Source organism: Desulfuromonas sp. TF (assembly GCF_000472285.1).
Taxonomy (GTDB): Bacteria; Desulfobacterota; Desulfuromonadia; order Desulfuromonadales; family ATBO01; genus ATBO01.
The window spans coordinates 82,894-95,955 of sequence record NZ_KI421415.1; the positions used below are offsets into that span (position 1 = coordinate 82,894).

The window sequence follows — 13,062 nt, forward strand, 5'->3', positions numbered from 1 at the left end:
GCCCGTGCATCACAATCTGAATCAATGGAGGATTAACCATGTCTTCAGGTGTTTCAAAAAAACTCTCCTTTCTCGACCGCTATCTCACTCTCTGGATCTTCGTCGCCATGGCGGTGGGGATCGGAGCCGGCTGGCTCATCCCGGGGGTCAAGAATTTCGTCAATCTCTTCACCGTCGGCACGACCAACATCCCCATCGCCCTCGGCCTGATCCTGATGATGTACCCGCCCTTCGCCAAAGTGCGGTACGAGGAGATGCCGGATGTCTTTCGCAACAAGAAGATCCTCGGTCTCTCCCTGGTGCAGAACTGGGTGATCGGCCCGATCCTCATGTTCATCCTCGCCATCGTCTTTCTCCAGGGGTATCCCGAGTACATGGTGGGCCTGATCATGATCGGACTGGCGCGCTGCATAGCCATGGTCATCGTCTGGAACGAGCTGGCCGAGGGGAACAGCGAGTACGCCGCCGGACTGGTCGCCTTCAACAGCGTCTTCCAGGTCCTCTTCTTCAGCGTCTACGCCTGGTTCTTTATCAGTGTCCTGCCTCCGCTCTTCGGACTTGAAGGAGCGGTGGTCGACATCACCATCGGCGAGATCGCCGAGAGCGTCTTCATCTATCTCGGCATCCCCTTCCTCGCCGGGGCGCTGACCCGGCTGGTCGGCGTCAAGATGCTGGGGCGCGAGCGCTACCACGCCGTGGTGGTGCCGAAGATCAGCCCGATCACCCTCATCGCCCTGCTCTGCACCATCGTCGTCATGTTCAGCCTCAAGGGGGAGCTGATCGTCCAGATCCCTATGGACGTGGTGCGCATCGCGATTCCGCTGTTCGTCTACTTCGTGGTGATGTTCCTGGTGTCGTTCTACATGGGGAAAAAAGTCGGCGCCGACTACAGCAGGACCACTACCCTCGCCTTCACCGCGGCAAGCAACAACTTCGAGCTGGCCATCGCCGTGGCAATCGCCGTTTTCGGTATCAACTCCGGCGCGGCCTTCGCCGCGGTCATCGGACCGCTGGTCGAGGTGCCGGTGATGATCGGTTTGGTGCACGTCGCCTTCTGGTTCCAGCGGAATTATTTCGCCGTCCAGACGCAACCCTCATCTCTGAGCTGAACAGGATGCGCACCCTCTCTGGATCTTCCTCAAAACCAGGAGCTTGGTGTGGAAACAAACGGCAGGCACCCATACCGTACCTTCAAGAAATCGATCTTTCGAAAGGCAGCCAATTGGGTCTGTCCACCATTCTGTCGTGCCATGCAAATTCGTTGCGGGACGGGATTGGAACTACCGTGGATTTTTCTTTATCTGATTCTTACTCCTCTTCCTCGCCAAGCGAGGTGGGGACCCTACCGCAGCAGCCGCGCCAGGTAGAGGAATGTCCCACCGACGGAGATGCCGGCCAGCAGATTGCCGATGTTGCCGACGACCACCGAAAGTTGATAGCGGAAAGGATACTGACCGGACAGCTCGGCGAGATCGTATACTTGGATGTAGAGTTCCGACCCCTTCCATAGAAAGATGAAGACGAAGACTCCGATAAATGCCACAAATCCCCTGCTGATGGGACTGCCTTTGACGTTGCCGTGGATCTTGCGGATCATGTCGATATTGATCAGGGAGAGGAAGACCCAGTTGGCGTTCTGTATCACCGCGATGGTCCGCAGGGTACCCTTGCCCGGCTCGGGGTTGATCAGGATGAAGACCACCGATCCGGCCAGCACCGCGAGGGTTCCGAGGTAAACGTTAAGCTTTTTCCCCTCCAGCTCCAAGGTGCGGGAAAAAACGTAATATTCCATGAACCCGTGGGTCATGACCATGATGGCGATCGTGCCGACAATATAGCCCATGGCCTGGACCTGGGGAATATCGACGCCGGGCAGAAAAGGAAGAGCGCGGGGAATGATCTCGCCGACCAGGATGAGAAAGAAACCGACGGCGATGCTGGTCCAGACCCGGGCGTTGCCGAGGCTGAAGTAGAAGGAAACGAGGCCGGCGATCACCCAGAAGAGAACCTGCAATACATTCCAATCCATCCGAAAATCTCCTGAAGTCCTAATATCATGACAATAGCAGGGCTTTGATGCCCCTTTTCATATCCTCGATCATGGCAGCAACCTTGGAAGGGCCGGCCACCAGCTTGGCCCCCCGCGTCAGTTGTTCGTAGAAGGCGGCCAGGTCCTCGCCGGCGACCGCCCCCTGCCCCGCGGCCCTGTCGAATTCCTTTTCCACCAGCGACACGCCGATTCTTCCGATATGCCGCTCGGCGGTTCCCCGCAAAAAGGAGAGAACCTTCTGCCCTTTTTCCTTCGCCCGCTGCTCCCGAGAGTCGTTGGCTTCCGACTCTGCCATCCGGCGCTGCCGGATCACAAGCTCCTTCGACTGCCCCCAAAGAACGGGCAGATCGTTCAAATCGGCGAGGTCCTCAAGGGTTTCTTCCTCGGAACTCTTCATCGCCAGGATATCGATTTTGGCCCCGGGAAGACGGGCCACGGACATGGAGGTGTCAGCGGCGGTTTCGATCTCCGTCGAACCGTCGTGAAAAAAGCCCAAGGGCTCACCGTCCCGATAAAAGATAAGGGCAATATGATCGTCGGTATAGATGCGCAGGCACCCGTTCAACCGATCCGTCTTGAGCCGGCGGAGCAGGGATTTGATATCGATAAGCTTGAGCTCCTGCCCCTGGAAAAGCACCTTGCCGTGCAGCAGCGCATGAATGCTCAGGGCCAGCTCGGATGACAACCGGTAGATATCGAGCCTGACGCCTCCTGCAAGAGAATGGGTAAAGATGCGGGCGAGGGCGCCGCGGGCGGTCAGTCGATCCCCGGATCCCTCGAAAAGCGCGCTGATCATCTTTCCCCGGGCATAGATGACGATGGCCTCCCCGCCCCGGCCTTCGAATCGCAGATACCCGGAGAAGCCGCTTCCACTCAGTTTTGAAAAGGCATCGGGTAGATTAATCCGGCTGGGATCGATATTCTCTTTTACGGGATTTCCCCGGGGGAGCAGGATCATGGACGAACCTCGGACAGTCGCAATGGATTCAAGGAAATAATCTGAGGTTATTAATGTATTTGCTTCTCCTTGTCAAGAAATGATCCGGCCCGGCGGTCCAATCTCAGCGAGGCCGGCGAGCCAGGACCACCCCCGTATCGTCACTCACCTTGAGCACGTGCGGCTCCTCGAACCCCTGCTCGGCCATCCACCCGGCGATCTCCGGGCCGCTGTAGGACCGTCCCCCTTCGGTCATGACCAGCATGTGCACGGCAAAGAGAGCGGCATTCATCGGTGAGGTCTTCTCTTCGTCGAGGAGAAACTCATGGACCATCAGCTGTCCGCCGGGATTCAGAGCCCGCCAGGCCTTCTCGATCAGCATCCGGCACCCTTCCTCGTCCTGGGAATGGAAGACCTGGGAGATCCAGATGGCGTCAATCCCGCTCCCCAGTTCGTTGCGGTGGAAATCCCCGGGGAGCAGACGGACCCGGTCGAGCATCCCCCTGGACGCGAGTTTTTCCCGTCCGACTTCCAGGGCTCCCGGCAGGTCGAAGAGGCGCACCTCCCGCAGGTTCTCATGGGCCTCGAGAAACGCCGCGGCATAGGTGCCGGGGCCTCCTCCTACGTCGAGCAGGACGCGGGCCTCTCCCAGGTCCAACTGCCGCACCACCTGGGGCGCCAGGTCCCGGGTGACGTCGTCCATGCCGCGAATGAAGTCGCGGGTCCACTCCTCCCTCTCCCCGAGGATGGCGGCCTCCCGTGACTCGGCGGGTCGGCCGGTGCGCAGCACCTCGGGGAGCCCGTTCCAGGCCTCCCAGCAGTGATGGATATGCTTGAAGATGCTGCCGCGGTATCCTGCCCCGCCGGCAAGAAACTCTTCGGCGACGGGGCCATTCAGGTACAACTCTCCCTCCTTGCGCAGGAGGTCCAGCGCCACCAGGGCGTTCAGCAGGAGACTCAGCGCCCGCCCGTCAACCTGGAGCTCATAGGCCAGTTCGGCCGCCTCTCTCCCCTTCTCCAGCCTGGAGAAGAGATCCAGGTCATTGGCGGTGAAGAAAACCTTCGCCATCTGAAACCCGTGGGCCAGGCGCTGCAGGTCGCGAAACGATTCGATCTTCATGGGACCTCCATTTCGATAAAATTAATACAAAAAATGAAAATCTAATTGAACGCGGATCAAATCGGATAAAGGCGGATTTAAGACAAGAATGCCTTTATCCGATTTTATCCGAATCGGATCAGATTTTATCCGCGTGCAGGTTTTTCAGCTTTTTTACCTTGCCGACATCTCCCGTAGAACCCGCTGGCGCAGCTCGGCGAAGCGGGCCCGCCCCTCCCCCGCCAGAAAGTGTTCCACCAACCCAGCTTCCAGGGAAACCAGGAGAGTTTCCCGGTAGAGCTCAGCGAAGGGGCGTCCGGCGGCGCCGCTCCAGAAATCTTCGTAAAGACCTTCCATCGCCCCCATCCGCTCGGAGGCGATCTCCTCCCCCGCGCCGTCGTAGAGCGAAAGAATCCCGTCCGCCTCCGGTCCCAGCAGGCCCGAGCCCCGGAGGGTGAAAGCGAGGATTCCTTCCTGCGCCATCAGGGTCTTCAGCTCCGTCTCCCGGAGGAGGGCTCTCAGGCATCGGGGGTGCAGAACCCCCCGGCGGCGGCTGCGCTGATCGAAGAAGAAGTGTCCCCCCTCCCGGAGCGTTCCCTTGCCGCAGGCCGGACACTCAGCGGCCAGCCGCCGCGGCTTTCCGAGAGAACTGTCGGAGGTCCATCCGCCGGAAGAAGTCGGTCGAACCCTCATTGTTCCGGCGGCATCGAAGCGCTGCAGGACGAAATCGGCCAGTTCCCGGAACTGGCGGTGCACCGCCGTGGAGCGGGCATGGGTGAGAACCGGGTAGACCCGGCTGGTCAGGTTCGTCGCCAGCCCTTCCACCTTGGGACTTTTGGCGATACAGGTTTCCACCACCTGGTAGCCCCTCTCCCGGGCGGAGAAGACCAGGAATTCCCGCAGGCCGAGATTGTCCCGAAGGCGCAGACGGGCGTCGATAAGGCTGGGGATGAGCCACATCCGGGCTGGGTCGCCTGCCCCCTCCAGAATGGCGCTCTGAAGGGAGGCGGCATTGACCAGCGAAGGCCGGTCCTTGACCGGGGCGAGAACCAGATCGGCGGCAACAAGGGCATTGCGGGTGAAGTAGTCGAGGATGGGGCGGGTATCCAGAATGAGGATGCCGGAAAGAGCCGAACGGTCCAGAGCCCGCCTCAGATGATGAGGGTCGTCGTCGGGGGGCGACAGGGAGCGGTCGGAAGCGAGGAACTGCACGCCGTATTCCCCCATGGAAGCCAGCTCCGCGGCGGGAACGCCGGCAAAGAGACCGGCGACCGACGCGCCGCGCCGACGGCCGATGGCGAACATGCTGTCGACGCTGAAGTGATTGTCGAAGGAGGCGATGGTGACCGGAAGGTCCTCGCGCAGGGCCTTGAGATAGACAGCCAGATTGGTGGCGATTGTGGTCTTTCCGACCCCTCCCTTTTCGCTGGCTACGGTGATCACGAAGGGTGAAACAGGTTCCATGCGTTCCCCGTAGGGGCGAATTTCGTGCCCGCCCGCCCGTAGGGGCAATTCATGAATTGCCCCTACATCGCATCCGTCAATTGTCCCACCATCCAATCAACCGGTCTCGGCCAGTTGCAGTTCTTCCCAGCGACTGTAAAGACGGGTGATTTCCTCTTGAAGATCCCCATGGCGCAGCGACACCTCCCGCCAGCGGTCCCGGTCCTGGTAGAGCTGCGGATCGGCCATTTTGCGCTCCACCTCGGTCAACTCCGCTTCCTTGACCGTTATGGCCTCCTCGACATCGGCCAGTTCCTTCTGTCGCTTGCGTTCGGCGCGCTGCTCCTCCTTGCGCTCGAGATGCGCCTGGCGGCGATCTTCCTTGTCGAGTGGAGCCGGGACCTCTCCGGCTGCGATCTTCAGCTCTACCCGGCAGCTGCTGTGACTGTCGTCCCCGGCAGCGGCCTTGGCCCGTAAGAAATCCTCATAATTGCCGAGATGGGAGTCGGCCCGGCCGCCGCCGACCTCGATGATCCGGGTGGCCAGGGCGTCGACGAAATAGCGATCGTGGGAGACGAAGACCAGAGTTCCCTTGTAGCTTCGGAGGGAGTCGAGCAACACCTCCTTGGACTGGAGGTCGAGATGGTTTGTAGGCTCATCGAGCAGCAGCAGGTTGGCCGGCCGTAGCAGAAGAATGGCCAGAGCCAGGCGGTTGCGCTCTCCGCCGGATAGAACCGCCACTTTTTTCTGCACCTCGTCGCCGCTGAAGAGAAAGGCGCCGAGGATGTCGCGCACCTTCGGCACCATGGCAAAAGGGGCGGCAACGGTGATCTGCTCGAGGACCGTCTTGTCGGAATCGAGAACCTTCGCCTGGTCCTGGGCGAAATAGGCGAGTTGCAGATTGTGCCCTTCCTCGCGCCCTCCGCGGCGGGGAGCTTCCGCTCCGGCGAGCAGACGCATCAAGGTCGATTTGCCGGCGCCGTTGGCACCCACGAGAGCAATGCGCTCTCCCCGCTCGACAGAGAGATCGATCCCCTGAAGAACGCTCAGATCGCCGTATCCCTGTTCCACCCCCTTGAGTTCCACGGCAAGACGAGCTCCCTTGGGAGGGTCGGGAAAGCGGAAGGCGATTTTTTTCCGTTGCGGCGGCACCTGGATGCGTTCGACCTTCTCCAGTTGCTTGATGCGGCTCTGAACCAGCGATGCCTTGTTGGCCTGATAACGGAAGCGGCTGATGAAAGCCTCTGTCTTGGCGATTTCCTCGTTCTGGCGCTCCTTGGCGTCCATCAGGGCGGCGACGCGACGCTCGCGCTCTTCGAGATAGCGGCTGTAGTTGCCGGGATACTCGGTGAGGGCGCCGTTCCAGACCTCGACGATGCGCCCCACCACTTGGTCGAGAAAGAAACGGTCATGGGAGACGAGGACAACGGCAAAGGGATAGTTGGAGAGATACCCTTCGAGCCAGTCGCGGGCGGGCAGGTCGAGGTGGTTGGTCGGCTCATCGAGCAGCAGCAGGTTGGGGCGCTGCAGAAGAAGACGCGCCAGGGCGATACGCATCTGCCAGCCGCCGGAGAATTGTTCGCAGGGCTTCTCCCAGTCCTCCTCGGCAAATCCCAGGCCGCGCAGCACCTTGGAAATCTCCGCCTCCGTGGTGTAGCCGCCCCTCTGGCGAAAAGCCTCCTGGACCGTGGCATAGCGGTCCATGGCCTCAACGTCGTGGTGCTCGGCGATCTCCTGCTCCAGTTGGCGAAGCTCCTCTTCCATCCGGAGAAGCTCGCCCAGGGCGGAGCGGACCTCGACGAAGAGGGAGCGGCCGCGGTGCTCAAGGCCGTCCTGAGGGAGATATCCGAAGGTCGTCCCCTTGGCCGCCTGCACCTGACCGTCGTCCGGTGTTTCTCTTCCCGCCAGCATCTTCAGGAGGGTGGTCTTGCCGGCGCCGTTTTCGCCGCAAAGGCCTATGCGGTCGCTGGGGCGGATATGCCAGTCGATGCCGGCAAAAAGACGCCGACCTCCGAAATCCTTGATGACTTTTCTCAGCTGCAACATGCGCCATTTATACCACAACCCCCCGTCGTCTTAAAACCACGAAATCGGCAGAGTGCTTCGACAATAGATTGCGCTATTCAAAACTCCTATTTACTGCTATAATTAGAGCGTTTTGAGGGCTTCAGCAACAGCCCCTTTCCTTTATCTGCACCGGGCCCTTATGGCTCTGGATATAGAACATCACAGCGGATCCCGCCCGGGGTCGGCGCCGCCGCATCCTTTGAAATGCTTCCCTGAAAAGAGCACGCAGAGACGGCGGAAGGCAAACCGGGCACCGGACCCGCACCGGCAGGGCGTCGTGCCTTGCCGTAAGACCATTTAGGGCCGTCCCGCGGGGCGGCCGGAAGGACATTGCATGAGCAAAAAGATGCTGATCAACGCCACCCACCTCGAGGAGAACCGGGTGGCAATCGTCGAGGACGGGATTCTAAGCGAACTCGACATCGAAATCGCCGGAAAAGAACAGACACGGGGGAATATCTACAAGGGAACAGTCGTCCGGGTCGAGCCAGGTCTGCAGGCCGCCTTTATCGATTACGGCGGCGAGCGGATGGGCTTTCTCCAGATGGGCGAGATCCACCCTTCTTACTTCAAGGCCGCCGAAAAAAACAACGAAAGCAAGGGACGCCTGCGCATCTCCGACGTCTTGCGGCGGGGGCAGGAACTGCTGCTCCAGGTTGTCAAGGAGGAGCGCGGCACCAAAGGGGCGGCCCTCACCACCTTTCTTTCCCTCCCGGGGCGCTACATGGTGCTGATGCCCGAAAGCGACACCAAGGGGGTTTCCCGTAAGATCGAGGAGGAAGCACAGCGCAGAAAACTCAAAGAGGCCATGGCATCTCTCGACCTGCCCCCTAATCTGGGCTACATCGTGCGCACCGCCGGCATCGGCCAGACAACGGAGGAGCTGAAAAGGGATTTCGACTACCTGGTTCGCCTCTACCAGAACATTCAGAAAATGGGAGAGGAGTCGAGGGCGCCGGCGCTGATCTACAAGGAATCGAACCTGGTCATCCGCTCCATCCGGGACTATTTCAGCTCCGACATGGATGAGGTCCTGGTTGATGACCCCAAGGTTTTCCAGGAAGCCAAGGACTTCTTTCAACAGGTCATGCCCGAGTACGCCCGGCTTGTCAAGCTTCACCAGGAACGACGCCCCATCTTCTCCCGATACCAGATCGAGGAGCAGATAGAAACCATCAGTAAGAACAAGGTCCCTCTTCCATCCGGCGGCTCCATTGTCATCGACCAGACGGAGGCCCTTGTCGCCGTGGACGTCAACTCGGGTAAAATGGCATCCGAGCAAGGCGTGGAAGCGACCGCCTACAAAACCAACCTGGAAGCTGCCGCCGAGGTCGGCCGTCAATTGCGCCTGCGGGACCTGGGCGGATTGATCGTCATCGACTTCATCGACATGCGCGACCGCAAGCACATCCGGGAAATCGAGAAATCACTCAAGAACGCCCTTAAAAACGACAAGGCCCGGGTCACGGTGGGACGCATCAGCCAGTTCGGCCTGATGGAGATGAGCCGACAGCGAATCAAGGCAACCCTGGCGGAAGGCGCATATCTGACCTGCCCGCACTGTTTCGGCAGCGGCAAGATCAAGAGCCCCGAGGCACAGGCGGTGGCCTTTCTGCGAAAGGTCCAGTCCGGAGTGGCCAAAGGGAGCATCGGCCTGGTCGAAGGGGAAGTCCCCCTTGACGTGGCCATCTACCTGCTCAATTCCAAGCGGGAAGAGCTTCACGAAATGGAGCGGCAGCGCAACCTTTCCATTTTCATCAAAGGCCATCCGAACTTCGTCGCAGGCCAGGCTGAGCTGACGTTCCACAAGAGGGAAAAGGAAAGACTGGAGCCCGAGTACGTCAGCGCCGCCTCCGCGGTTGCCATACCGGAAATCGAGTCGGAACCCGAATCAGTCGTCAAGATTTCTCCGCAGGAGGTTGCGGCAACCGAAGAAGCCGCCGAACCCTTCGAACTTCAGGAAATTCCTGAAGCCGAAGGCGCAGCTGAAGGCGCTGTCGAGGGGGAGGGGAAAAAGAGGCGTCGCCGGCGTCGCCGGCGGAAAAAAGGCGAACAGGAAACAGGAACCCCGGAGGAAGAGGCGGCAGCAGAGGCCCGATCATCTGCCGAAGCGGTCGAGGAAGCCATTTCGACGGCTCCCGAAGCGGTCGAGGAAACGATCGCCTCGGCGCCGTCCAGCGAGGGGAGGACCAAACCAAAGCGCCGCCGCAGCCGAAAAAAGAAACCTGCTGTTGCAGAAGCATCTGCCGGTGCGGAAGCTCCGGCAGCTCAGGCTGAAACCGGTTCCTCGGGAACCCCGGCCGAAAGTGGGAGTGCGCGCGAGGGAGCGTTCTCCGAAGAAACTGCATCTCACTCGACTCCTCAAACCACTCAGGAGAGCAAACCGAGGCAGCATCGGCCCCGGGAAAAGCCCTCCATGGTCGAGGAACCGGTGAAAACGGCCGCGGCGCAAGCCGTGAAGGCCTCACCAGAAGCCGAAAAACAAGCCGGCGAAGGACCTGCGCCGACCAAGAAAGGGAATCCGGTGTCATCGCCCAGCACACGCGGCCGGTCCCGGAAGAAAACTCAGCCGGAAAAATCCATTGAGGAATCTGCCTCTGCAAGGATGGCGGAAGAGGGAGAACCCGTCGAAGAAGCCCGGCCTGCCAAAGCAAAGCCAAAGCGCACGGTCAAAAAGAAAGAACCCGCCAAAGTTGCCGCCCCCGCACCTGAGGGAACCGAACTCACGGCTGCCGGATCCTCTGAAAAGATCGGGAAGGAAGATCTTGGCGCGAAATCCGAACGCTCCTTGGACACTCCGGAGGAAAAGACCGCAGCGGAGCAGAAGCCGAAGAAACGTGCTCCGCGCAAAAAGGCTCCTGCCGCCCAAAAGGAGGAAACCAAGGAGACCACGGAATAGCCTGATCGACAAAGGCCGGGATCTCACGATCCCGGCCTTTTCATATCCTCTTCGACTTCCCTGTCAGAAACACCACCAGCGCCCCTTCGCCGCCGTACCGACGGGGAGCCCTCCCCCATTCGCTGACCCATTCTCCAGCCCCGGTGGCAAGATATTGCTCAACTTCGGCGCGCAGCACCGGCTCACCTCCCGAGCCCTTGCCCCTGCCGGTGACGATCAAAACCGTCTTTTTCCCCTGGTAGACAGAATCTTCAAGAAAATATCCCACCTTCGTCCGCGCTTGCTCCCGCGTCAGGCCGTGGAGGTCTATTTCAGCCTCCGGCGCCAGACGCCCCTGCCGCAGCAGCTTCATACGCCGGGGCAAAGCCTGCTGCAGAACTTCCTCATCCGGCGGGAAGGCATCTTCGAAAACAGTATCCATTCCTTTGAGAGCATCCAGAAACAGCTCCCGATCGGTGGCGGCAGGCACTGATGCAGCGACATCTTCTTCACCGGACACCTTCTCAGGCGGTGCGCTCTTCTCTTCCTTGCCCCGTTTCACGCCGAGCCGGCTCATCTCTTCGGCAAAAAGGATTGCATCGTCCTCTCCTGCCGGCGGAGGAGCCGCAGTCTTACCTTTTTTCTCCAGGTCCTTTTCCGGCGGCGCAGAAGCAGCAAACCCCTTCAGTTTCTTGAAGGGGTTTGCCTGAAACGACTTGGTGCCGTCGACCGAATTATCCCTGTTCTTCCTGGCGGACACGTCTAGCGCCTCACTATCTTGCGCCGCCCCTGGATGGCTTTTGTCTGCTGCTTGATCATGGCCCCCTGGCTCTCCAGATGGAAATGGTACCACAGGTCGCCGTAGGCTTTCATCTTCATTTTCCTTCCCTCTTTCAGGGCTTCGAGATTGGCCTGCAGCCGCTCGTCAGAGATTTTCTTAAGTCCCTTTTCCAATACGGAAACGGCCTTCTCCTTCTCGCCCACCTTCTCAAGGCAGTACGCGTACAGGTTCCAGAGGAGCGGCTCTTTTTTGCTGACGGTCACTGCCTTGTCGAAGGTCTCGATCATCTTGCCGGCCTTGTTGCGCTTCATGTAACAGATGGCGAGCATCCCCATGGCCATCCAGTGACGCACGAATCCTTTCTGCAGGTATTCGAAAGCCTCGGTAAAATCACGCTTCAGGTAGAGAATCATGCCGATCTGTGAATTGATCTGGCCCTTAATGTAAAATTGCCAGTTGGAATACTTGTATCCGCTCTGCAGGGTCTTGATCGCTTTTTCCGTCCGCCCGGCCTGGATGTCTCGCTGCGCCGTCTCCATGAGTGCGGTAATCTTCTTCATGACATAACGGATCAGAAGAACGTAGACGGCGGTGAAAACGGCCAGAGAAGCCAGGATGGCAATCCAGTAATCGAGACCGGCAAGAGTGCTCAAAGCAACGGCAACAATCGATGAGACAAGCAGGGAAATGAGGAGATTGAGCATGCGAAGGATGGTCCTTTCGGAGAATATTCAGCGGAGGGAGTTTAGCAATCCACCCGATAAATGTCAAAGCAATATCCGGCGGCTTCTGAGCAGCCTCTCGGGCGGAGGCAGCCAGCAAAGAGGATGCTCCACCTCAGCCTTTGTGGCCGTCACCCACCAGGAGAGTCAATTTGTCTCCTGGCCGGAGAATATGATCCTTGGACAGCTTATTCCAGTCCATGATCTGCCGGGTCGCCACATTGAATTGCCGGCCGATATCCCACAGCGTGTCTCCGGAACGGACCAGGTAAACGATCTTGCGCACGTTCGATGTCTTGGCCGAATTCTGCGAAGGTTTGGCCGAGCCGGTGGATGAAACCATCAGCTTCTGTCCGGGGCGGATGACATTGTTCCAGCCCAGACGGTTCCAGACCCGTAGTTCCTTCTCCGTTACGCCGAAGCGGCGGGAAATGCTCCACAGGCTGTCTCCCCTGCGCACCGTATAGGTCTGTCTGCGGGTGCGGACATAGTCATCCTTGAGGCCATCAGGGGGACGATTGTATCCTTTTTTCAGCGGGAGGATGAGATCGCTGCCGATTCTCAGAGCGCGCGGATTGCTGATTCCGTTCAGTGCGACGATGTCAGCCACCCGGATATCGTGGCGTTGGGCCAGAGCGAGGAGAGTGTCCCCCTGCTTCACCTTATGCCGCTGATAATTGGCTCTGTCCCGCTCCGGTATCCGGGAATATTTTTCAGCGAACCCTTCTGAAGTGCCGACAGGGATGCGCACCTGATAGTTTTTGAGCCCGGGGGGGGTGCACCAGCGCTTCAGTTCAGGATTGAGATTCTTGACCTCGTCATAAGAGACGCCGCAGAGTTCGGCCACAACCTCCAGGTCGGTCGTGGTGGAGACCTCGACCACGTCGTATTCAATAGGTTGGTGATACTCCAGGCCGATGAATCCGTATTTTTCCGGTTCCTTTGCGATCAACAGCGTTGCCAGAAGCTTGGGCACATAGTTTTTTGTCTCGGGCTGCAGATATTTACCTTGTTGCGCTTCATGTAACAGATGGCGAGCATCCCCATGGCCATCCAGTGACGCACGAATCCTTTCTGCAGGTATT

Annotated in this window: 10 protein-coding genes; 2 read left to right on the plus strand and 8 right to left on the minus strand. The window is 59.4% G+C overall.

All coding sequences use genetic code 11. The features are described from left to right. Positions 1-38 precede the first annotated feature (38 nt). Positions 39-1,109, plus strand: coding sequence for an ACR3 family arsenite efflux transporter (gene arsB / locus DTF_RS0106140; RefSeq protein WP_027714617.1), 1,071 nt, complete (start codon positions 39-41; stop codon positions 1,107-1,109). Between the two features lie 233 nt (positions 1,110-1,342). Here the strand turns inward: arsB and DTF_RS0106145 are convergent, their stop codons facing one another. From DTF_RS0106145 to DTF_RS0106165, 5 genes are all read right to left on the minus strand, one after another. Further along, positions 1,343-2,029, minus strand: coding sequence for a hypothetical protein (locus tag DTF_RS0106145; RefSeq protein WP_027714618.1), 687 nt, complete (start codon positions 2,027-2,029; stop codon positions 1,343-1,345). A 25-nt stretch (positions 2,030-2,054) separates the two neighbouring features. Beyond that, positions 2,055-3,008, minus strand: coding sequence for a hypothetical protein (locus DTF_RS0106150; RefSeq protein WP_027714619.1), 954 nt, complete (start codon positions 3,006-3,008; stop codon positions 2,055-2,057). Between the two features lie 103 nt (positions 3,009-3,111). Beyond that, a complete protein-coding gene (locus DTF_RS22165) occupies positions 3,112-4,107 on the minus strand; it encodes a methyltransferase (protein WP_051360994.1) in 996 nt (331 codons plus the stop codon). A 153-nt stretch (positions 4,108-4,260) separates the two neighbouring features. After that, positions 4,261-5,550, minus strand: a complete 1,290-nt coding sequence (locus tag DTF_RS25240; protein WP_051360996.1) for a ParA family protein — start codon at positions 5,548-5,550, stop codon at positions 4,261-4,263. A gap of 96 nt (positions 5,551-5,646) precedes the next feature. Next, positions 5,647-7,575 carry an ABC-F family ATP-binding cassette domain-containing protein gene (locus tag DTF_RS0106165; RefSeq protein WP_027714620.1) on the minus strand — a complete coding sequence of 643 codons (1,929 nt, stop codon included), beginning with the start codon at positions 7,573-7,575 and terminating at the stop codon, positions 5,647-5,649. A gap of 355 nt (positions 7,576-7,930) precedes the next feature. Here DTF_RS0106165 and DTF_RS0106170 point away from each other — a divergent pair, with 355 nt between their 5' ends. Then, positions 7,931-10,495 (plus strand): Rne/Rng family ribonuclease, encoded by a 2,565-nt coding sequence (locus DTF_RS0106170; RefSeq protein ID WP_027714621.1) that lies wholly within the window; start codon positions 7,931-7,933, stop codon positions 10,493-10,495. Between the two features lie 40 nt (positions 10,496-10,535). Here DTF_RS0106170 and DTF_RS25245 read toward each other — a convergent pair whose 3' ends face one another. The 3 genes from DTF_RS25245 to DTF_RS26425 all read right to left on the minus strand — a co-directional run bounded on the left by DTF_RS25245 (position 10,536) and on the right by DTF_RS26425 (position 12,929). Beyond that, a complete protein-coding gene (locus DTF_RS25245) occupies positions 10,536-11,234 on the minus strand; it encodes a Smr/MutS family protein (protein WP_051360998.1) in 699 nt (232 codons plus the stop codon). Between the two features lie 2 nt (positions 11,235-11,236). Beyond that, positions 11,237-11,959, minus strand: coding sequence for a M48 family metallopeptidase (locus tag DTF_RS0106180; RefSeq protein WP_027714622.1), 723 nt, complete (start codon positions 11,957-11,959; stop codon positions 11,237-11,239). Between the two features lie 133 nt (positions 11,960-12,092). Then, positions 12,093-12,929 (minus strand): LysM peptidoglycan-binding domain-containing protein, encoded by an 837-nt coding sequence (locus DTF_RS26425; protein WP_162148599.1) that lies wholly within the window; start codon positions 12,927-12,929, stop codon positions 12,093-12,095. Positions 12,930-13,062 lie beyond the last annotated feature (133 nt).